Source organism: Brevundimonas terrae, assembly GCF_011761985.1.
Lineage (GTDB): Bacteria > Pseudomonadota > Alphaproteobacteria > Caulobacterales > Caulobacteraceae > Brevundimonas > Brevundimonas terrae.
Genome location: NZ_JAASQT010000003.1, coordinates 245,015 through 266,069 on the forward strand (window position 1 = coordinate 245,015; position 21,055 = coordinate 266,069).

Sequence of the window (21,055 nt, forward strand, 5' to 3'; positions counted from 1 at the left end):
GCCCTCGTGGTTACCGATCCCGCAATCTGTGCACGCGCGGCGGGTAAAGACCGCGCGGCGTTTGAAACCCTGATGACCGCCACCAAAAGCGGTCTGTTCCGCTTTGTCCGGCGCTATACGGGTGACAACGAAGACGCCCTTGATCTGGTGCAGGAAACCTACACCTCGGCGTGGCTGGCCATCCACCGCTATGATCCAGCCCGACCGTTCGATGTCTGGTTGCGCGCCATTGCCCTGAACAAATGCCGCGACTGGGGCCGTCGCCGTACAGTGCGCCGCTGGATGCGCCACAGTGTGGGACTGGATGCCCCCGAGGCCGCGCATATCACCGACGATGCCCCCGATGCCGAAACCCTTGTCGATGACCGCCGCCGTCTGGAGCGCCTGAATATGGCTCTGCGCGACCTGCCGGACACCCTCAAGGCCCCGCTCTTGCTGACCACAGTCGATGGCCGCAGCCAGCAGGAAGCCGCCCATATTCTGGGCATCACCACCAAGGCGGTCGAAACCCGCATCGCCCGCGCCCGCCAGAAACTGGCCATCGCTGTTTCATTCTGAAAGTCGTCGACGAAACCTGTAATCTTGTCGCGGGTTTCGAGGGGTAGCCCCACGCTTTGCGTATTCATGGACAGACGAGCATCACACACGCCCTCCCCCGTGGCTTAAGACCGAGACTTGAGGATTACCCGATGACGCCGATGCGCCTTGATCGCCGCAGCCTGTTACGCGGTGCCGCCGCCGGAGGGGGCATTGTCGCCCTCAGTGGCCTTCTTCCCGCATGGGCACAAAGTGGATCGGCCGGCATTCGCCCCGACATGACGACACTGAACGGGCCGAATGTGGACCTGTCCGTCAACCACGGCGAGTTCACGGTCGGCGGTCGCACCGGCCATGCCTTTATGATCAACGGCACCTTGCCTGCGCCGCTGATCCGTCTGCGCGAAGGCCAGAATGTACGCCTGTCGGTGACCAACCATCTGGAAGAGGACACCTCGATCCACTGGCACGGCCTGTTGCTGCCGTTCCAGATGGACGGCGTTCCGGGCGTCAGCTTCCCCGGCATCAAGCCGCACGAAACCTTTGTCTACGAGTTCCCCGTCAAACAGTCGGGCACCTTCTGGTACCATTCCCATTCGGGCCTGCAGGAAGCCATGGGCCATTATGGCCCGATCATCATTGATCCGGCGGGTGCCGATCCGGTCGCCTATGACCGCGAGCATGTGATTGTGCTGTCGGACTGGAGCTTCCTGCATCCGCACGAAATCCTCGACAAGCTCAAGAAAAGCCCCGGCTATTTCAACAACCAGAAGATGACGCTGGCGGGCCTGATGGACGGCTCGCAAGGCATGGGCCTGTCGGAGCGCCGCACATGGGCCGGTATGCGGATGGACCCGCGCGACATCCTTGATGTCAACGGCACCACCTATACCTATCTGGTCAACGGCCACGGCCCCGAAGAAAACTGGACCGGCCTGTTCCAGCCTGGGGAACGCGTGCGTCTTCGCATCATCAACGCCTCGGCCATGTCGATCTTTAACGTCCGTATTCCGGGCCTGCCTGTCACCATCGTCAATGCCGATGGCGAGAACGTGCAGCCGGTAGAGGTGGACGAGTTCCAGATCTCGGTCGCCGAAACCTATGATGTGATTGTGCGCCCCACAGCCGATCGCGCCTATACGCTTGTGGCCGAGGCCATCGACAGCTCCGGCATGGCACGCGCCACCCTTGCTCCGCGTATGGGCATGACCGCAGAAGTGCCACCCTTGCGCACCATCCCCAACCTGACCATGCGCGACATGGGTATGGGCGGAATGGATCACGCGGCTATGGGTCATGGCGCAGATGCCATGGATCACGCCGCCATGGGCCATGGTGCTGGTGGCAAGATGGACCACAGCGGTGCCAGCATGCGTAACCCCGACAATGCCCCTGCCGATATGGCTGTGGGCGTGGGTGTCGATGCTATCGCTATGGCTCCGGCCAATCGCTATGCCGACAAGCCGCAAGGGCTGGAAAATGTCGAGCACCGCGTGCTGACCTATGCCGATCTGAAATCGCTGACGCCCAATACCGACACCCGCGCCCCGTCGCGCAGCATGGAAATCCACCTGACCGGCAATATGGAACGGTTCATGTGGGGCTTTGACGGTCGTAAATTCTCGGAGCTGGTCGAGCCGATCCGGTTCGAGCTGAACGAGCGTGTGCGGGTGACACTTGTGAACGACACCATGATGTCCCACCCCATCCACCTGCACGGCCACTTCTTCGAACTGGTCAATGGTCAGGATGGCTACCAGCCGCTGAAACACACGATCAATGTCCTGCCGGGGGGTAAGGCCACGTTTGACCTGACCGCCAATGCACCGGGGGACTGGGCCTTCCACTGCCACCTTCTGATGCACATGCACGCCGGTATGTTCAACGTCGTCACCGTCCGTCCGCTGCAAGGAGCCGCCCGATGAACCGCGCCCTGCTCACCGCCGCCGCTGCCCTGCCGCTGATACTGGCCGCCAATGTCGCCATGGCCCAAAGCCATGCCGGACACGCAGGCCATGCCGCACCCGCACCGCAAGCTCAACCCAAGGCGCAAAAGCCCGCCCCTGATCCGCATGCAGGTCATGACATGAGCGGCCACGCCGGTCACACCGCGACCCCTACGCAAGCTGATCCCCATGCGGGTCACGACATGAGCGGCCATGCCGGTCACACGGCGGCCCCTGCCCAAGCCGATCCCCATGCGGGTCACGACATGAGCGGCCACACCGGTCACACCGCTGCCCTTGCTCAAGCTGATCCGCACGCGGGCCACGATATGAGCAGCCATGCCGGTCACACGGCGGCCCCTGCTCAAACCGATCCGCATGCGGGCCACGATATGAGCGGCCATTCCGGTCACACCACTGCCCCTGCCCAAGCTGATCCCCATGCGGGCCACGACATGAGCAGCCATGCCGGTCACACGGCGACCCCTGCCCAAGCTGATCCCCATGCGGGCCACGATATGAGCGGCCATGCTGATCACGCTGCGGCCCCTGCCCAAGCTGATCCCCATGCGGGCCACGATATGAGCGCCATGCGTGGCGGGCCGAACATTCCGACCAGCGTGGATTCCAAACACGGACGTCTGGTCGAAGCCACACCGCCCGCAGGTGCCTTTGCCAATCCGGCCCATGCGGCAGACCTTCTGTTCGATCCCGCCTTGATGGCAGCGTCGCGCCAACTGCTGCTATTAGAGAATGGCGGCATGGGCAGCACCAGCCTGTTCATCGACAAGCTAGAAGCCGGCTTCGGCGATGCACCCAACAGCTATGGCTGGAGCGCCTTTGGCTGGACCGGCGGCGACATCAACCGCTTCTGGTGGAAGACCGAGGGCGAAGGCGAAACCAAGGGCAAGCTGCACGAGGTCGAGGTTCACGCCCTCTATAGCCGCGCCATTGCCCCCTTCTGGGATGTGCAGGCCGGTGTACGCCACGACTTCCGCCCCGATGGCGAGGACACCACCCATCTGACCGCCGGTATCCAGGGCGTTGCCCCATACTGGTTCGAGACGGGCGCGGCCTTGTATCTGTCCACCGAGGGCGATCTGACGGCGCATCTCGAGGCCGAATACGACCAGCGCATTACCCAGAAATGGATCTTGCAACCGGCCCTCGAAGTGGCCCTGTCGGCCAGCGACATTCCGGAGCTGGAAATCGGGTCCGGCCTGACCTCCGTCACGGCGGGGCTTCGTCTTCGCTATGAAATCCGCAAGGAGTTCGCGCCCTATATCGGCGTCGAATGGAGCCGTTCCTTCGGCGATACAGCCGACTATGCCCGCGCCCGTGGCGACCGCGTGGATGACACCCGCTTCGTCATCGGCATCAAGGCCTGGCTCTGATCCTGAAATAAAAAAGCGCGGGTCATTTTCATGGCCCGCGCAAGTTTCAAGGGGAGGAATACCGCCAGAGTTCGGTATGGTTGTGCATTGCCATATCGCCGCCCCTCGCAACACGCAGTTTTCCTAATATAACCGAGAGCGATCCTGCATAAATCCGCCTCCAGGCGGTCGTCTGGTCTGCGCTTGCGATCACTAAAGCGTTTTCGGGCCATCTATCCCGCCTCTATGGGCCGTGAAAATGAGTATTTCATCCCGTTATCTCTCGATAATCAGGACAGTTCGCCCCCATAGCGCGCACTCATCGATAACCGTTTCTCCATTCAGGCATATCGAAGCGGTTTCATCCTTTCCGTCGCAAATCTGCGTTAGGGGATGGCCTCTGCGGTGAATATGCGAAATATAACCCCAACGTGCATTCATGGCCCGACAGGCCGGATCACCAGTCTGTAACGGGCCTTCGCGGCCCTTTTATTTTGCTTCGGATTTCCCTGTATGGGTGACGCTTCCCCCACCTCGCCTGCCCTCGCCCGTAATCTTAGCTGGCCACACCTGATCGCCATGGGCGTCGGGGCCATTGTCGGCACGGGTATCCTGACCCTGATCGGCATCGGTGCCGACAAGGCCGGTCCTGCGGTTCTGGTTTCTTTCCTGATCGCCGGTTTCGTCTGCGCCTGCGCTGCGCTCTGCTATGCGGAGATGGCCTCGACCATCAACACATCGGGCAGTGCCTATGGCTATACCCGCACCGTTCTGGGCCAGACGATCGGCTGGATCATCGGCTGGAGCCTCATTCTGGAATACAGCCTTGTGGTCAGCGCCGTGGCGGTTAGCTGGTCCGGCTATGCCGCGCCTCTGCTGCATGACTGGCTGGGCGTCCCCATGACCTTGATGAATGGTCCCCATGCCGGTGGCGTGGCCAATATTCCGGCCCTGGTCATCATTATCGCCGTTGCGGGCCTGCTTCTGATGGGCACCAGCAAGAGCGCCACCTTCAACATGGTCCTTGTGGCGGTCAAACTGTCGGCACTGGCCCTGTTTGTCTGGTTCGCCCTGCCCCATTTCGATACCGCCAATCTGGTGCCCTTCAGCCCCTACGGCTTTGGCAGCACGATGAGCGATGACGGCATCGAGCGCGGCATCATGGCCGCCGCAGCCATCATCTTCTCGGCCTTCTACGGCTTTGACGCCATCGCGACTGCGGGCGAAGAAACCAAGAACCCCAAACGCGACCTGCCGATCGGCATTATGGGTTCCATGGTCGCTTGTGCGCTGATCTATGTGGTGATCGCCCTTGCTGCGTTGGGCAGCACGCCCTTCCTGACCTTTGCCAACAGCCCCGAGCCGCTGGCCCTGATCCTGCGCCTGATCGAGCAGCCGGGTGCGGCGCACTTCCTCGCCGTGACCGCCGTCATCACCCTGCCCACCGTCATTCTGGCCTTCTTCTATGGCCAGAGCCGCGTCTTCTTTGCCCTGTCGCGTGACGGCCTTCTGCCGCGCGCGCTGGCCAAGGTCTCGGCCAAGGGCGCACCTGTGCGGATCACGCTCTTCACTGTTGTGGTGGTCGGCAGCATCTCGCTGTTCCTGCCGCTGGGTGAAATCGTCGCTCTGGCCAATGCCGGAACTCTGGTGGCCTTCTCGGCAGTGGCCCTGTGCATGCTGATCCTACGCGTCAAAAAACCCGACATGCCGCGCGGCTTCAGAACCCCGCTGGCATGGGTGATCGGCCCCGTCTCGATTGCAGGTTGTCTTTATCTGCTGGTCAGCCTGCCCCAGAAAACCCTGATGTGGTTCATCATCTGGAACATCGTCGGCATCGCCGTCTATTTCCTCTACAGCCGCCGAAGCGCAGCCAGACAGCCATCAGCCTAAGCCCGACAATCAGGCCTTCCGAGCAATCGGAAGGCCTTTTCGTTTCCATGCCGGTAACAGCACGATCGCCCTCCACACCAAAACAGAAAGAGTTTCATTTTCAGCTTGCGTAGGCCTGACCATTATGAAAGCTTGGGATAATGCTGAATTTCGAGAAGCGTTCTGGAGGGGAACTTCATGAAAATGCACACCTGGATACCGGTCGCCATCGCACTCGTTTTAAGTGCTTGCGGACAAAACACGCCCACCTCGAAAGGCACCGACCTTTCCAAGGCCAATACCACCTACCAGAACGAGCTGATGGAACTTCTCATCGATGCCAAACCCGGCTCGGTGATCGAAATCCCCGCAGGCGTCTTCAGCATTGATCGCGAGCTTAGTCTGGTGGTCGATGGCGTGACCATTCGCGGTCAGGGCATGGACAAGACCATCCTGAACTTCCGAAACCAGGCCGCCGGGGCCCAAGGCCTGCTGGTCACGGCCAGCAATTTCACCATTGAAAATCTGGCGATCGAAGACACCAAGGGTGACGCGATCAAGATCAACAAGGGCGAGAATATCATCGTGCGCAAGGTCCGCACGGAATGGACCCAAGGCCCGAAAACCGAGAACGGTGCCTATGGCATCTATCCGGTCCAAACGAAAAACGTCCTGATCGAAGACAGCGTGGCCATCGGCGCTTCCGATGCCGGTATCTATGTCGGCCAGTCGCAAAACGTCGTGGTTCGCCGTAACCGTGCCGAATACAATGTGGCCGGTATCGAGATCGAAAACTGCATCGACGCCGATGTTTATGAAAACCTGGCCACCAACAACACCGGCGGCATCCTTGTTTTCAACATGCCCCAGTTACAACAGGCCGGTTACCGGACCCGCGTCTATAACAACCGCGCCGTCTCCAACAATACCCGCAACTTCGGCCATGCCGGTACGCCGGTCGCCAGCGTCCCTGCGGGCACGGGTGTCATAATTAACTCCAACGATCAGGTCGAGATTTTCGACAACGAGATTGCCGACAACAAGACGGCCAATATCATCGTCTCCAGCCTGTTCTCGGCGGGCTATTCGGACAGCGCCATGAGCGCCGATTTCGACCCCTATCCCGAAGCGATCCTGATCAAGGACAACCGCTTCAGCGGCGGCGGCAACGCGCCTGACGGCGTGGAATTCCAGGCCCTGCGCATTGCCAAGTTCGGCCCGACCGGTCGTTTCCCCGACATCCTGTGGGACGGCTATGTCAATCCGGCGGTTCTGGTGAACGGCCAAATGCCCGCTGACAAGCGCATCTGCATCGACAATGGCGAGGCCGGTGTTCTGAACGTGGATGGCCCGAACAAGTACGCCAACCCGAACACCGACATGACGCCGCACAAATGCACCCTGCCGCGCCTGTCGCCTGTCGTCCTACCGAACGCCTGACACGGCCCATGTCTCTGTTCCGTTTGTTCACTCTAGGCCTGCTGCTCGTCACCGCAGCAGCAGGCTGCTCCAAGCCCGAACCGGCAGTACAGCCCTTGGCCAATCCGACCTTCTTCGCGTCGGAAAACCCCAAGTCGCTCAAGGACTGGGGCATGGTGCAGGTTTCCGATGGTGCGCTGGTGCTTGGCGAGCGGGTCGTGTCCTATGACCTGACCACGCCGCTGTTCACCGACTATGCGCAAAAGCTGCGCACGATCTGGATGCCCGCCGGTGTTTCGGCGGACTATGACCCCAAGGATGTGCTGTCATTCCCTGTCGGCACGGTCATCTCCAAGACCTTCTTCTACCAGACAGATCGTAAGGGTCAGGTTCTGCAAAAAGCCGATCCTGAACTGATCCACGACGGCGACGGGCTTGATCTTGGCCATGTACGTATGATCGAGACACGTCTGCTGGTCCGCCGCGAGGAAGGCTGGGCGGCTCTGACCTATCTGTGGAACGACACCCAGACCGAAGCGGTCCTGCACCGGATTGGCGAGAATGTCCCTCTGACACTGGTGCGCGAAAACGGCACCAAAGAGCCTTTCAACTACATCGTTCCCAATGTGACCCAGTGTTCCGCCTGTCATGCGACCAATGTGGCCACGCGCGTCATCCAGCCGATCGGCCCCAAGGCCCGACTGATGAACCATGACTTCACCTTTGCCGAAAAATCCGAAAACCAACTGACGCGTCTTGCCGCCATGGGCTATCTGAAAGGACTGCCCGCACAGCAAGACCTGCCGCTTCAGGTTTCGTGGATCGACCCGAACGCCTCGACCGATGAACGGGCACGGGCCTATCTCGACGTCAACTGTGGTCACTGCCACACGCCGCAGGGGCCCGCCGGTACATCGGGCCTGTATCTCGATGCCAGTGCCACCCAGCCCAAACCAACAGGTGTCTGCAAACTGCCGGTGGCGGCCGGTGCGGGTACGGGCAATCTGCTTTTCGACATTGTGCCCGGCAAGGCAGGTGAATCCATCATTCCCTTCCGCATGGACTCGACCAATCCGGCGATCATGATGCCTGAAATCGGCCGCTCGACCCGCCACGAGGAAGGCATCGCCCTGATCCGCTTCTGGATCGACGCTATGAAAGGGTCATGCCAGTGACAGCCAACGCCATCGCACAAACCGTTCTGACGCTGCGCCGTGCCTTCAATGAAGGGCTGACGCGCGATCTGGACTGGCGCAAAGGCCAGCTCGCCGCGCTGGAGCGGATGATGGCCGAAAACGAGGCGGCCATCGCCGAGGCGTTAAAGGCCGATCTGGGCAAACCTTTTGGTGAGGCCTGCACCGCCGAAATCGATCTGGTATCCAAAGAAGCGGCCCACGCCCGCAAGAACCTGCGCCGCTGGAACAAGCCCCAACGGACAGGCACGCCTCTGGCTATCCTGCCCGGCAAAAGCTTTGTTGTGCCCAGCCCCTTTGGCGTGACCCTGATCATCGGTGCGTGGAATTATCCGTTCCAACTGGTGCTGTCACCGCTGATCGGTGCCATTGCGGCGGGCAATTGCGCCATTATCAAACCGTCGGAACTGGCACCTGCATCATCGGCACTGCTGAAACAACTGGTCGAACAGTATCTGGACCCGAAAGCCTATGCGGTTATCGAAGGCCCCGCCGATGTCTCGACGACCTTGCTGGCCCAGCATTTTGACCTGATCTTCTATACGGGCGGCGAACGGGTGGGCCGGATCGTCATGGAGGCCGCGGCCAAGAACCTCACCCCCGTGGTGCTGGAACTGGGCGGGCAGAACCCCTGTATTGTGGACGAAACCGCCGATCTGGCTGTCGCCGCCAGACGCATTGTCTGGGGCCGCTTCCTCAATGCCGGTCAAATCTGCGTCGCGCCCGACCATGTCTATGTGGCCGCTTCGGTCGAAGCCCGTCTGCTGGACGAACTGAAACGGGCCGTTGCGACCATGTTTGGTCCAGACCCGAAGCAAAGCCCCGACTTCGGGCGCATCGTCAATCCGCGACATGCGGCCCGCCTACAGGCCCTGCTGGACAATGGCCGCGCGGTCACCGGCGGTCAGGCCGATATCGAAGACTGCTATGTGGCCCCGACCATCCTGACCGAGGTTCCGGCCAATGCGGCTGTGCTGCGCGAGGAAATCTTTGGCCCCATCCTGCCGGTCCTGCCCTATCAGACTCTGGATGTGCCGCTGGCGGCTATCAATGCCCGCTCCCCCGCACTGGCGCTCTATGCCTTTACGCGCAACCCACAGACAGCAGATCGCATCCTTGCCGAAACGCGATCAGGCTCGGCCACCATCAATGACACCGTGGTGTTCATGGCCAATCCGAACCTGCCGTTCGGCGGTGTGGGGGCCAGCGGTATGGGCAGCTATCACGGCCATTACAGCTTCAAGGCCTTCAGCCATCAGCGGGCCGTTTTAAAGCGTGGCTTCGCTCTGGACGCCAGTGTCCGCTATCCGCCGTTTACGCCAAGCAAGCTGTCTATGCTGCGGCGCGTAACCTAACTCTTAGCGAACAAGGCTTGGGGCCTAGGCTGCGGTGTCGTCTGCCAGATAGAAGGACAGATACCGCTCCAGCGCCACGGTGGCCTCGACGAACAACTGTTCGGTCAGTTCCGGCTGGATCTCGCCACTGGTCAGGGTTTCAAACGAGGTGAAAATCTCGGTGGCCATACGGGCAACCGCCAAGGGCACACCCCCGCGAAAACCGTCCAGCCCCTGCTCCCACCGCGCAGCCAGATAGGCGGCGATCTGGGCATTGGCCTGATCCTTCACGATCCGCAGTTCGCGGGTCGTCAGCATCAGATGAAACAGCGGGCGATAGATCGGGTCTTCACTCAATGTGCCGCGTAGAACCAGCATCACCGCCAGATGACGTTCACGCCACGTCTTATATTGCGCATCCTCGAGGATTTCGGCGATGCGCCCGTGGATTTGCGCCACCCGCACCTCGAACAAGTCTTTGTAAATGGCAAAGACATTCGGGAAATAGCGATAGATCGAGCTGACCGGCACATCGGCCTCGGCCGCGATCGCGCTGGTGGTGATGGTGTCCACAGCCGTCGTCGCCAACAGGCGCTCAGCCGCCGCCAGGACAAGGTCAATCCTGTCGCGCGCACGCTGCTGCATCGGCGCAGTTCGCCGCTCCAGTGTGGTGATCGTTGCCTGCGGCACGCGCGAGTCCACGGATGCGCTCCTCTTCATCAGCTCAGTGCGGTCTAACACGGCTTGGCATTTCTGTAAGCCACATAGACGTACAGCCCCTTGCCAAACTGAATAATATTCTGTTTCTTAATTTTAGATAACAGGGGTCTGGGAGGGCAACTATGATCAAAACAAAACACGGTCTGAAGACCACACTGGCCGCGAGCGTGGCCTTGGCCGCACTGGCTGCCCCCGAACTGGCCGCCGCACAGGCGGCACAGGACACGACCAGCCAGACCAGTACCGCTCTGGGCGAGATCATCGTCACCGCCCAGAGACGCGAGCAAAGTCTTCAGGAAGTGCCGATCACGGTCAATGTGGTGACCGGCCAAACCCTCGAAACCCTCGCCGCAGACGATATGGGCGACATTTCCGTCTTCGTCCCCGGCCTGTCTGTCTCGAACACCAGCCCCACACAGGCTCGCTATAGCATTCGCGGCGTTTCGACATCGGACTTCGGTGTCGGCACCGACCCAGCGGTCGGGGTCTATGTCGATGGCGTCTATGCGGCTCGTTCGGGCGCGGCGCTGCTGGCCTTTAGCGATGTGTCGCGCATCGAGGTGCTGAAAGGCCCGCAGGGCACGCTGTTTGGCCGCAACAGTGCCGCAGGGGCCGTCTCCATCACCACCAACAAGCCCAGCGACGCGTTCGAGGCCCGCCTTGGCGTTCGCTTGGGCGAATATGACAAGCGCCGCGTCGAAGGCCTGCTGAACGTGCCGGTCAATGACAAGCTGGCCCTGCGTTTCAATGCTCTGGTCAATAGCCGCGACGGCTGGCTGATCGACGAGGAAACCGGCGCTGACTATGACCGCGAAGATAACTGGGCGGCACGGGCGGCCCTGCGTTGGGATGTCGGTCCCAATACACAAGTCAACCTAAGCTGGTCGCACGACGAGATCGATCAGGATGCCCGCCCCGCTATCGGTATTGTCGCCCTGCCCGCCGCGCCCGGCCTGCCGGCCTTCCCGTCCGAACCCGCCGATTATCTCGATCCGTTCAAGGTCGGCATCCGCAATGATGTGATCGACAACCACGAAACACGCCGCCTTGATGAAGGCGTTTTGACCATCACCCACGCCTTCGGTGATATCGACTTCACCTCCCTGACCTCGGTCCGGTCCTTCAAAACCGAAAACCGCGAGGACGAAGATGGTACCAGCCGTCCGGACCTGTATTTCGATACCAATAATGTCGAGAAGAACAGCTCCTGGTATCAGGAATTCCGGCTTGCCGGTGAACACGGCGCGTTCAACTGGATCGCCGGTGCCAGCTATTATTCCGAAAACGCCAAGCAGCGCAGCGATACCTACGCCACAACCGACACCATCAACACCATCCTGAACAACGCCGCGGGCATGCCTCTGTTCTCTATGGCCGACATGATTTTGGGCATGGCCAATATTCCGGCCAGCACCCTCGGCCATGGCTGGCAGGAGAACATGATCAATGAGGGCGATTTCAATGCCAGCGCCCTGTTCGCCGATGTCATCTGGGCCACAACTGACCGGCTGAACCTGACATTCGGCCTGCGATATACGCGTGACGAAAAATCGTTCAAATGGCTCAACGGGCCACGCATCGCCCCTGAACTGGATGCCGTCATCAATGATCCGATGATCAATGCCGTACTGGACACCTATATGGGTCCGGCGCTCGGCTATCTGTATTCGGACTATATTTTCGACCTGTCGGGACTGGCCGGTGTGCCCTGCGACAACGGCGTCACTGTGCAGGAAGGCGTCACCTGCGAGCAGTCGGATTCATGGTCGGACCTCAGCCCGCGCTTCGTTGCGGACTATAAGCTGACCGACAAGGCGATGATCTTCTTCTCCTATGCCAAGGGCTACAAGGCCGGTGGCTTTAACAGCGTCGAGGTCGGCTCGCGCTTTGACAACGAAGACGTGCAGAATTTCGAAATCGGTCTGAAGAGCGATCTGGGTTCACGCACCCGCTTCAACATCTCGGCCTTCCAGTATGATTATGACGGCAAACAATCCATCCGTCTGGTAACACCGGCAGGATCGAATGTGCCGCAATATCTGGTCGAGACCAGCGACGACACCGCTTGGGGTCTGGATATGCAGCTGGATATGGAGCCGGTGGACGGGCTGAACCTGTTCGCCAATGCCCAATATATCGACGCCACCTACAAGCATAAGATGACCGATGATGGTCCCCTCGACGGTCAGCCAACGGGCGAGCCTCTGTGGTCGGCATCGGCGGGCATTTCCTATCGCCACCACATGGCCGATATGGGTTCACTGGATATGCAACTGGTCCACGCCTATCGCGGCGAAGGCCGGTGCAACAAAACATCTGTGGGTCAGGGATCGTGCCTGCAAACCCCGTGGTTCGACCCGTCCGAAGCCCAGAACCGCACGGATGTCCGTATCTACTGGCGCACCCCCGACGAGCGCTACCAGCTCGGCTTCTACGTCAACAACGTGTTCGACAACCAGTATGTGACCGGCGTGAACAACATCACCGCCACTACGCTTGGCACACCATTTGTGGGCATCACCGAACCCCGCATGTGGGGCGTGGACCTGACCTTCACCTACTAAACAAAAACGCCTGAGACTGTGATCCAGTCTCAGGCGTTACTTTTGGCTCGGGAGCAGCTCCCCGCCCTACAGATCAGGCACCGATCAGCTTTTCGTAAACCGTGCCGTGGGCCAGAACTGTGCCGGTGTCATCCATGACGCGCATGGCATCGGCCGAGATCTCGTCGATGACAACGACCTCGTCATCCACAAGGCCCAGTTCAATCTTCATATCGATCAGGGTCAGACCCTTGCCCCGCAGATCGGTCTCGACGATGCGGCAGACATTGCGGGTAATGTCCTTAGCCTGTTGCAGGTGGGACGGGCTGAGAAGGCCCAGTGCAACCAGCGTATCGTCATTGATCAGCGGATCACCGCGCTCGTCATCCTTGAGCGTGATTTCCACGAGGTAGTCGAGCTTTTGTTCGGTATCGCGGATGTACTGCTTATAGCGGCGAACAAAGCTGCCCCACGGACGGGTGCGGCATACAAACTCCAGACCGCCAGCGCCGTTGACGTCCTTGCCCAGCGGCTCGGCACGACGAACTTCCATCGTGCCTTGCTCGATATCCAGTTGCACCAGATGGGTGGGGATATTGGCCGCACGCAGGCCTTTGAAGAAGTAATCGGTCATGGCCAGAGACTTGCGGCCCTTGCCTTCGACCTTGCCGATGACGGTATTGGCACCCGGATCAATCACACCGTCCGCGCCGGTCACATCATCCTTAAAGGCAAGAAGGATGTTTCCGTTCGGCAAGGCATAGATGTCCTTGGTCTTACCGGAATAGATTTTCTCGTTGGCATTCATTGGCTTATTACCTGATGCTTCAATACCTTGTGGCGAGGCGGGATACGCAGATCGGCACCCCGCCCCAGCCGCTTATTCCCACTCGATGGTGCCCGGAGGCTTCGAGGTCACATCGTAGACAACGCGGTTCACGCCCGGCACCTGATTGATGATGCGGGTGGCCGTGCGGGCCAGAACTTCCCACGGGAACTGGAAGAAGTCGGCGGTCATACCGTCGGTGGAGGTCACGGCACGAAGGGCCAGAACCTTTTCATAGGTGCGGGCATCGCCCATCACGCCAACCGTCTTGACCGGCAGCAGCACAGCAAAGGCCTGCCAGATTTCGTTATACAGACCCGCCTTGCGAATCTCGTCCAGATAGATGGCGTCGGCGTCTTGCAGGGTGGCAACCGCGTCCGGCGTGATCTCGCCCGGAATACGGATGGCCAGACCCGGTCCAGGGAACGGGTGACGGCCAACGAAAGCTTCGGTCAGGCCCAGTTCGCGGCCCAGAGCACGGACCTCGTCCTTGAACAGTTCGCGCAGCGGCTCGACCAGTTTCAGCTTCATATAGTCCGGCAGGCCGCCCACATTGTGGTGCGACTTGATGACTTGCGACGGACCACCCGAGGCCGACAGGCTCTCGATCACGTCCGGATAGAGCGTGCCTTGGGCGAGGAATTCTGCGCCCTCGATCTTGGACGATTCTTCATCGAACACTTCGATGAACAGACGACCAATCGTCTTGCGCTTGGTTTCCGGATCCGAGATGCCGGCCAGCTCGCCAAGGAAGCGGTCCGAGGCGTCAACATGGACCAGCGGGATGTTGTAATGCTCGCGGAACAGGGTCGTGACCTGTGTGGCCTCGTCCTTGCGCAGCAGGCCCGTATCCACGAACACACAGGTCAGTTGGTCACCGATCGCTTCGTGGATCAGAACCGCCGCCACCGAAGAATCCACACCGCCCGACAGGCCGCAGATGACCTTGGCGTCGCCGACCTGTTCGCGGATCTTGGCGACCTGCTCTTCGCGGTAAGCGGCCATGGTCCAGTCACCGGTCAGACCGGCGATGTTATAGACGAAGTTCTTGAGCATTTCCGCGCCGCGCGGGGTGTGCATCACCTCGGGGTGGAACTGCACGGCGTAGATTTTCTTCTCGGTATTGGCGATGGCCGCATACGGCGCGCCTTCCGAGGTGGCGATGACTTCAAAGCCTTCGGGGATGGCGGTGACGCGGTCACCATGGCTCATCCAGACCGGCTCGTTCTCGCCCGCCTTGGCGATACCGGCGAACAGCGGGCTGTCCTTGACGATGCTGATATCGGCACGACCGAATTCGCGGTCATGGCCGCTCTCGACCTTGCCACCCAGTTCGGCGCAGATCAGTTGCTCGCCATAGCAGATGCCGAAAATCGGCGCGCCATATTCAAAGATCTTGTGATCGACGCGGGGGCTGTCGGCGTCGGTCGTCGAGTTGGGTCCACCCGAGAAGATCACGGCCTGAGGCTGCATGGCCTCCAGAGCCGTGGTGGCCTTGGTATAGGGGTGAATCTCGCAATAGACATTCAGCTCGCGCAGACGACGGGCAATAAGCTGCGTCACCTGACTGCCGAAGTCGACGATAAGCACCTTCTGGTGTTGGGTCGGCTGGGTCATGAAAGCGAATCCGATACGGGAGTTGCGGCGGGGTCTAGGCCTTTTGCGGCCGGTTGTTCAAGTGTGGCGGGCATCAGGGCATGCAGGCCGCCGCGCTCCAGCGCAGCCACCAGTTTGTCCCATGCATCCGCCAGATGGGCATCGACATGATCGAGCGTGGAGGTCCAGTCTTCGAGGCGGGTCAGTTCGGCCTTACCGTCCGACACGCCACGCAGCGCCATCAGAGGCACACAGAAGGTCTGGGCAGCACGCAAAAGGGCGAACGTCTCCATGTCCACCATATCGGCGTCCAGCGCGTCATAGGCGGCACCGGACACCACATTGGCCCCCGTCGAGAGCGTGGCGTGCGGCACCCCCTCAAGACGGCAGGGCAAGGGCATAACCGCAGGCATGTCCAGCAGCGGCGTAATCCCCTTGGGGAAGCCCAGCGGACTGGCATCCATGTCGCGGTAATCGACGGATGTGACCTGATAGACGGCGGCGTGTTCAAGGATCGGCGAACCCGATGAGCCCAGCACCACCACCAGATCGGGCATATCGCCCGTAGCCTCGCGGCGGGCCAGTTCGGCGGTCAGGGCAATCGCCCCTTCCACCGGACCGATGCCCGTCATCAGCGGGCGAATGCGCGCCTGAAGCTGCTGGCGATATTCGGCAGGGGCCGCCATCACCGGAAGGACGGTGACGTCTCCGATGCGTTCGACCCGTGCCCTCACTGGGCGCGCTCGTAAAGGGCGAAGAAGAAGCCGTCCGTGCCGGTCGAGGCAGGTGACATCCGCAGGGTGTGACCCTTGGCCAGGGTTGCGACGGCGTGCATGTCTTCGGTCAGCGGAACCGGCTTGAAGTTCGGATGGGCCGCTTCAAACGCCGCTGCCGTGTCCTCGTTCTCGCGGCTCAGCATCGAGCAGGTGACATAGGCGATACGACCGCCCACCTTCACTAGTTTCGCAGCCTGCGACATGATGCGGGTTTGCAGACCATGCAGACGCTCGACCTCGTCGGCCGTCAGACGCCATGCGTCCTCGGGGTGACGACGCCATGTGCCCGAACCCGAGCAAGGCGCATCCACCAGCACCAGATCGGCCGCGTCGTTCAGGGCTTCCAGACCGCCACCGTTCTGGCCGATCAGGACCAGTTCAGCCTCGACGCCCGCACGTTCCAGACGCGGACGGATGTTTTCCAGACGCTTGTTGACCACGTCGGAGGCCACCAGACGGCCCTGCCCCTGCATCGACTGGGCCAGACCGAGGGTCTTGCCGCCACCACCGGCGCAGTAATCGACAACCGTCGTGCCCGGCTTGGCATCGACGAGGGCGCAGATGATCTGGCTGCCTTCGTCCTGAATTTCGAATGCGCCTGTCTTGAAGCCTTCCAGCGCCTGAATATTGGGCGGCGGCTCGGCGGCAAGGCGCAGGCCCAGCTCCGACCACGGCGTGTATTCCGGCGACAGTTCGGCAGCGCGCAGTTCGCCCTCGACGTCTTCGCGCGTGGTCTTCAGGCTGTTGATACGCAGGTCGATCGGCGCGCGCGGGGCCATCAGTTCGTGCGCCTGATTTTGCCAGTCGTCGCCAAAGACCTTCTGGAAGTCTTCGACCACAAATTTCGGAAGGCCTGCAGCCACCCAACCGGGCAGTTCGCCCTCGACCGAGGTGATGCGGCTGCGTTCCTGCTTGGACAGCGGACGCGGGCCGTAGCCGTCGCCCGAGTGCAGGGCTTCGATCTCTTCCAGCGGCAGGTTGTCCAGCGCATGCAGGCTGCCGATCACCAGAGCGCGGCCATCTTCACGGCCACCCATGATCCAGCTCAGACGGGCGCGGGCGCGGATAACCTTATAGACGCGGTCGGCAATGGCGCGACGGTCCTTGGAACCGGCATAGCGGTTGGCGGTGCCCCAAGCCTTCATCACCACCTCGGCGGGCTGACGGCCCTGCGCGATGGAATCGAGGATGGATGCGGCGGCGGCGAGACGGGCGGCTGGGGTCAATGGACTTCAGTTCAAATAAACGGGGCCACCAGAACCATGACCAGTCCCGCAAGCGAGACCAGCCATACCAGCGACCGGATAAAGGGGATGCCCATGGCATAGAGCGGTACGAACACCACCCGCCCCCAGAAATAGAGCGCCGAGCCCCACGCTGTCATCGCGCCGTTGGCCCCCGCCACATGGGCGATCAGCACAGCACCGATAAACAAAGGCAGGGTCTCGAACAGATTGGACTGGGCCCGCTCCAGACGCCCTGTCAGGGGTTTCCCCGACGAAGGCGTGCTGTCACGCGGGCCCGCATTCCATTTCAAGCCGAACTCAGAGGTTCGCGCGCCTGCGGGCAGGAAAATCTGCACCAGAGCAAGGGCGAGAGTGGCACTCAGATAGGTCAGCTCGATGGTCATGTCTTAGCCTTGGATTTAGCCCTGACGGTAGTTCGGGGCCTCGCGGGTAATCATGACGTCATGGACGTGGCTTTCGCGCAAGCCAGCACCCGTGATGCGTACAAAGCGGGCGCGTTTCTGGAACTCGCCAATGTTTGCACCACCGACATAACCCATCGAAGCACGAAGACCGCCGACCATCTGGTGGATGACCGGAGCAATCGGGCCCTTATAGGCCGTCTGGCCCTCGATACCTTCCGGTACCAGCTTCTCGGACGAGACTTCCTTCTGGAAGTAACGGTCCGCAGAGCCGGCCCCCATAGCACCGACCGAACCCATGCCGCGATACGACTTGTAGCTACGGCCCTGGTACAGGAAGACCTCGCCCGGCGATTCATCGGTGCCTGCGAACATCGAGCCCATCATGGCAACCGATGCACCGGCAGCGATGGCCTTGGCCATGTCACCCGAATATTTGATGCCGCCATCGGCAATGACGGTAGCGCCAGTACCTTCAGCAGCGCGGGCAGCGTCCATGATCGCAGTCAGTTGCGGCACGCCAACACCGGCGACGATGCGCGTGGTGCAGATCGAACCCGGACCAATACCGACCTTAACGGCATCGGCACCGGCATCGATCAGGGCGCGGGTGGCGTCATAGGTGGCGACGTTACCGGCAATGATAGCGATACGGTTGTTCTCGCGCTTGATGCGCTCGACGACAGCGGCGACCGAGGCCGAGTGGCCGTGGGCGGTGTCGATGACCACAACGTCTGCACCGGCTTCAGCCAGCGCCATGGCGCGTTCGTAACCGGCATCACCGACGGTCGAGGCAGCGCCGACCAGCAGGCGGCCTTGATCGTCCTTGGCGGCAAACGGGAAGGCTTGAGCCTTCTCGATGTCCTTCATGGTGATCAGGCCGACAGCGCGGTTCTGGTCGTCCACAACGATGACACGCTCGATCTTGCGGGTGCGCAGAAGCTCGCGCGCTTCCTCGCGGCTTGCGCCTTCGCGCACCGTGATCAGATTGCCCGTGGTCATCAGGGCCGAGGCCTTGATCGAAGGATCTGTCTCAAAACGCATGTCGCGGTTGGTCAACATGCCGACCAGCAGACCCGTTGCCGGATCGACAACAGGGAAGCCGGTGATCTTCTTGCGGGCCACGATGTCGCGCACTTCGCCCAGCGTGGTTTCAGGCGAAACGGTCACAGGGTTGATGACCATGCCGCTTTCATAGCGCTTGACGGTGCGGACCTGCTCGGCCTGCTCGTCGATCGTCATGTTGCGGTGCAGAATGCCCATACCGCCAGCCTGAGCCATCGCAATCGCGAGGCGGCTTTCGGTGACTGTGTCCATGGCGGACGACAGCAGAGGGATGTTCAGTGTGATGTCGCGCGTCAGGCGCGTCGAGACGTCAACGTCAGCAGGCATAACCTCCGACGGACCCGGTTCGAGCAAAACATCATCGAAGGTAAGGCCTTCGCGTATCTCCATTGGGAGTCTCCGTTTTGCGGGCCGCGTATAGAGCGAAACCCTACCCTTAGGCAAGAGGTTCTTAATCAAAACCGCCGCTATCCGGTCACTGCACGCAACCAAATGCTACGACGGGAAGCTTGGCCGGAGCTTGAAAGACAAAAGACCATATTTAGAAAATGGTTATATCCATAATAAAAATTTATCATTTGAAACCTTGGTGCCCAGGTTCCATTTTGAATAAATGGTCGCCCTGATCCTCAACACTGCCCGCCAATTGGCGCTGAAAATCGCCAGCTATGGTGTGATGCACCTTGTGGTCGCTATCGCAGTGGCCTTTGCGATCACGCGCGATGTCCGGCTGGCCTTGGCCATCGGCATGGTCGAGCCGATTTTCCAGACCTTTGCCTATGCCATCCATGACCGTGTCTGGCACCTGATTGAAAAGCGCCGCCTGCATTCGGGACTGGAAGAAGCCGCCGAGGCCTTCACCTCGCGCATCGGCGTCATGTCCCCCGACGAACAAAGCCGCGCCCATGGTCGCAGCCCTTTTGACCATTCAGGACACAGCCATGCCCTGCCCCGCTCGTTCAAACAGATTGCGCTGAAAACCCTGACCTATGGCGTCATGCATTTCATGGTCGCCGTCAGCGTGGCCTATGCCCTGACCGATGACATCCGTGCGGCTCTGGCGATTGGCCTGATCGAGCCTCTGGTACAGACGGTGTTCTTCACCTTCCACGACCGCATCTGGACGCGCGTGGAAAGCAAACGCGCCTAGAGCTTCCAGTCGATCTCGGCCCCGTGGGGCTGACACTGGGCCAGAACCTGCGTCACAGGTTCGGCCTCGCCCGTCCACACCGTCAGTTCTAGTAACGGCCTGCGTTCCGCCCCGCCTCGCTCGGACTGTTCAAATGACAACCATGCCAAGGGTGCATCGGGACGCGCCAGACGCCCGACTGTATCCAGATGCTGGCGGATGCGATCTTGAGCCTGTGGCGGGAAATACTGATAGGCAATCGTGTGCATGACGACGCGGCACACACCGGCCACAGGCGCGGGCGACAGAGCCTGTTCCAGCCAGTCCGCCGCATCGGCCTTGGCCATCGCCAACGGATAGCGCCCTGCCACCTCCAGCGCCGCCTCCAGTCGCGCCAGACGCTCTAGTTGGTCGGCCCAGACATAGGCCTTTAGCCGCGCCTGTGTCTGCGGGTCTGTGGCATCCAGCGGGTTCAGGTCCACCAGATGCTTTTGGCCGATCACCACCTCGGCCTTGGGCGGTGCCCTGCCCGTCCATTGCGGTTGCAAGCGGACCTTGGACGCCTGATCACCCGTCAGAACCCCGCCCAGATCATGGGCATAATGATCCAGCCGGCTGTTCAGTCCCGCACTGGCCCCAAGCTCATAGGTATCAAACCCAAGCCCAAAACGGTCAGCCAGAACCAGCAAGCCCGCCATCAGGGCCGCCGATCGCCCGACCTCGTTCGTCTGTGGCGGACCATCCAGCCACGGCGCGATAAAATCGGCATGGTGCGCCAGAACGCCATTGAGCAAAGCCCACAGCGCCTCATCAGCGGGGGTCACAGACGGCGGGTAAACCGTCGACCATGCTGCATCACGCCCGTCACGCGCCAAGGCATGAAGCCCGCCCATTAGGCGCAGCGGCAGGGCATCGCCCTCATGCGAAGGGTTGCCGCCCCAGTTCAGAATGCGCGCGCCAAGGGCGGTGCTGTCATCCAGCCTCTCGCCCACAAGGCGGCACAGGCGGCCCGTAAAGGGGGCACCGGCCTTGGTGCAGATGGCTGATTGATTTGCAAACGCCGTCCGCACCGCCATGTCCG

The 21,055-nt window shown here is 61.0% G+C and carries 17 protein-coding genes; 9 read left to right on the forward strand and 8 right to left on the reverse strand.

Annotation, left to right across the window (positions count from 1 at the left end):
* Positions 1–72 precede the first annotated feature (72 nt).
* From FHS64_RS09565 to FHS64_RS09595, 7 genes are all read left to right on the forward strand, one after another.
* Positions 73–558 (forward strand): RNA polymerase sigma factor, encoded by a 486-nt coding sequence (locus FHS64_RS09565; protein WP_167177973.1) that lies wholly within the window; start codon positions 73–75, stop codon positions 556–558.
* A 131-nt stretch (positions 559–689) separates the two neighbouring features.
* Positions 690–2,462 carry a copper resistance system multicopper oxidase gene (locus FHS64_RS09570; protein ID WP_167177974.1) on the forward strand — a complete coding sequence of 591 codons (1,773 nt, stop codon included), beginning with the start codon at positions 690–692 and terminating at the stop codon, positions 2,460–2,462.
* Positions 2,459–3,877, forward strand: a complete 1,419-nt coding sequence (locus FHS64_RS14280; RefSeq protein ID WP_243862911.1) for a copper resistance protein B — start codon at positions 2,459–2,461, stop codon at positions 3,875–3,877. The genes FHS64_RS09570 and FHS64_RS14280 overlap by 4 nt, the downstream gene beginning before the upstream one ends.
* 492 nt (positions 3,878–4,369) lie before the next feature.
* Positions 4,370–5,746: an APC family permease gene (locus tag FHS64_RS09580; RefSeq protein ID WP_167177975.1), complete on the forward strand. Its 1,377-nt coding sequence runs from the start codon at positions 4,370–4,372 to the stop codon at positions 5,744–5,746.
* A 177-nt stretch (positions 5,747–5,923) separates the two neighbouring features.
* Complete coding sequence (locus FHS64_RS09585) at positions 5,924–7,165, forward strand: parallel beta-helix domain-containing protein (protein WP_167177976.1); 1,242 nt, start codon at positions 5,924–5,926, stop codon at positions 7,163–7,165.
* Positions 7,166–7,173: 8 nt separating this feature from the next.
* The gene (locus FHS64_RS09590) at positions 7,174–8,319 is read left to right on the forward strand and encodes an SO2930 family diheme c-type cytochrome (RefSeq protein ID WP_167177977.1); all 1,146 of its coding nucleotides are present in this window, start codon (positions 7,174–7,176) and stop codon (positions 8,317–8,319) included.
* Positions 8,310–9,692 (forward strand): aldehyde dehydrogenase family protein, encoded by a 1,383-nt coding sequence (locus tag FHS64_RS09595; RefSeq protein ID WP_167177978.1) that lies wholly within the window; start codon positions 8,310–8,312, stop codon positions 9,690–9,692. Before FHS64_RS09590 ends, FHS64_RS09595 begins: the two co-directional genes overlap by 10 nt.
* Before the next feature lie 24 nt (positions 9,693–9,716).
* Here the strand turns inward: FHS64_RS09595 and FHS64_RS09600 are convergent, their stop codons facing one another.
* Positions 9,717–10,373, reverse strand: coding sequence for a TetR family transcriptional regulator (locus tag FHS64_RS09600; RefSeq protein WP_167177979.1), 657 nt, complete (start codon positions 10,371–10,373; stop codon positions 9,717–9,719).
* Between the two features lie 140 nt (positions 10,374–10,513).
* On the opposite strand from FHS64_RS09600, the gene FHS64_RS09605 reads away from it, so the two are divergent.
* Positions 10,514–12,955 carry a TonB-dependent receptor gene (locus FHS64_RS09605; RefSeq protein WP_167177980.1) on the forward strand — a complete coding sequence of 814 codons (2,442 nt, stop codon included), beginning with the start codon at positions 10,514–10,516 and terminating at the stop codon, positions 12,953–12,955.
* 73 nt (positions 12,956–13,028) lie between these two features.
* On the opposite strand, the gene FHS64_RS09610 is transcribed toward FHS64_RS09605, so the two are convergent.
* The 6 genes from FHS64_RS09610 to guaB all read right to left on the reverse strand — a co-directional run bounded on the left by FHS64_RS09610 (position 13,029) and on the right by guaB (position 19,235).
* Complete coding sequence (locus tag FHS64_RS09610; protein WP_167177981.1) at positions 13,029–13,742, reverse strand: phosphoribosylaminoimidazolesuccinocarboxamide synthase; 714 nt, start codon at positions 13,740–13,742, stop codon at positions 13,029–13,031.
* Between the two features lie 72 nt (positions 13,743–13,814).
* The gene (gene guaA / locus FHS64_RS09615) at positions 13,815–15,377 is read right to left on the reverse strand and encodes a glutamine-hydrolyzing GMP synthase (RefSeq protein ID WP_167177982.1); all 1,563 of its coding nucleotides are present in this window, start codon (positions 15,375–15,377) and stop codon (positions 13,815–13,817) included.
* The gene (locus FHS64_RS09620) at positions 15,374–16,090 is read right to left on the reverse strand and encodes a 5'-methylthioadenosine/S-adenosylhomocysteine nucleosidase (protein ID WP_167177983.1); all 717 of its coding nucleotides are present in this window, start codon (positions 16,088–16,090) and stop codon (positions 15,374–15,376) included. Before FHS64_RS09620 ends, guaA begins: the two co-directional genes overlap by 4 nt.
* Positions 16,087–17,358 (reverse strand): RsmB/NOP family class I SAM-dependent RNA methyltransferase, encoded by a 1,272-nt coding sequence (locus FHS64_RS09625; RefSeq protein ID WP_167177984.1) that lies wholly within the window; start codon positions 17,356–17,358, stop codon positions 16,087–16,089. The genes FHS64_RS09620 and FHS64_RS09625 overlap by 4 nt, the downstream gene beginning before the upstream one ends.
* An 11-nt stretch (positions 17,359–17,369) precedes the next feature.
* Entirely contained in the window at positions 17,370–17,762 is a 393-nt protein-coding gene (locus tag FHS64_RS09630) for an MAPEG family protein (protein WP_167177985.1), read from the reverse strand.
* Positions 17,763–17,777: 15 nt separating this feature from the next.
* Entirely contained in the window at positions 17,778–19,235 is a 1,458-nt protein-coding gene (gene guaB, locus FHS64_RS09635; RefSeq protein WP_167177986.1) for an IMP dehydrogenase, read from the reverse strand.
* Positions 19,236–19,458: 223 nt separating this feature from the next.
* On the opposite strand from guaB, the gene FHS64_RS09640 reads away from it, so the two are divergent.
* Positions 19,459–19,995, forward strand: a complete 537-nt coding sequence (locus FHS64_RS09640; protein WP_167177987.1) for a DUF2061 domain-containing protein — start codon at positions 19,459–19,461, stop codon at positions 19,993–19,995.
* Here the strand turns inward: FHS64_RS09640 and FHS64_RS09645 are convergent.
* Positions 19,992–21,050: a DUF2332 domain-containing protein gene (locus FHS64_RS09645; RefSeq protein ID WP_167177988.1), complete on the reverse strand. Its 1,059-nt coding sequence runs from the start codon at positions 21,048–21,050 to the stop codon at positions 19,992–19,994. The two genes, FHS64_RS09640 and FHS64_RS09645, sit on opposite strands and share 4 nt — an antisense overlap.
* Positions 21,051–21,055 lie beyond the last annotated feature (5 nt).

What these genes read in the sequence shown, in the direction of transcription:
- FHS64_RS09565 (WP_167177973.1), top strand. Translation starts at nt 73, where the DNA reads ATGACCGCCACCAAAAGCGGTCTGTTCCGCTTTGTCCGGCGCTATACG.
- FHS64_RS09570 (WP_167177974.1), top strand. Translation starts at nt 690, where the DNA reads ATGACGCCGATGCGCCTTGATCGCCGCAGCCTGTTACGCGGTGCCGCC.
- FHS64_RS14280 (WP_243862911.1), top strand. Translation starts at nt 2,459, where the DNA reads ATGAACCGCGCCCTGCTCACCGCCGCCGCTGCCCTGCCGCTGATACTG.
- FHS64_RS09580 (WP_167177975.1), top strand. Translation starts at nt 4,370, where the DNA reads ATGGGTGACGCTTCCCCCACCTCGCCTGCCCTCGCCCGTAATCTTAGC.
- FHS64_RS09585 (WP_167177976.1), top strand. Translation starts at nt 5,924, where the DNA reads ATGAAAATGCACACCTGGATACCGGTCGCCATCGCACTCGTTTTAAGT.
- FHS64_RS09590 (WP_167177977.1), top strand. Translation starts at nt 7,174, where the DNA reads ATGTCTCTGTTCCGTTTGTTCACTCTAGGCCTGCTGCTCGTCACCGCA.
- FHS64_RS09595 (WP_167177978.1), top strand. Translation starts at nt 8,310, where the DNA reads ATGCCAGTGACAGCCAACGCCATCGCACAAACCGTTCTGACGCTGCGC.
- FHS64_RS09605 (WP_167177980.1), top strand. Translation starts at nt 10,514, where the DNA reads ATGATCAAAACAAAACACGGTCTGAAGACCACACTGGCCGCGAGCGTG.
- FHS64_RS09610 (WP_167177981.1), bottom strand. Translation starts at nt 13,742, where the DNA reads ATGAATGCCAACGAGAAAATCTATTCCGGTAAGACCAAGGACATCTAT.
- guaA (WP_167177982.1), bottom strand. Translation starts at nt 15,377, where the DNA reads ATGACCCAGCCGACCCAACACCAGAAGGTGCTTATCGTCGACTTCGGC.
- FHS64_RS09630 (WP_167177985.1), bottom strand. Translation starts at nt 17,762, where the DNA reads ATGACCATCGAGCTGACCTATCTGAGTGCCACTCTCGCCCTTGCTCTG.
- guaB (WP_167177986.1), bottom strand. Translation starts at nt 19,235, where the DNA reads ATGGAGATACGCGAAGGCCTTACCTTCGATGATGTTTTGCTCGAACCG.
- FHS64_RS09640 (WP_167177987.1), top strand. Translation starts at nt 19,459, where the DNA reads ATGGTCGCCCTGATCCTCAACACTGCCCGCCAATTGGCGCTGAAAATC.
- FHS64_RS09645 (WP_167177988.1), bottom strand. Translation starts at nt 21,050, where the DNA reads ATGGCGGTGCGGACGGCGTTTGCAAATCAATCAGCCATCTGCACCAAG.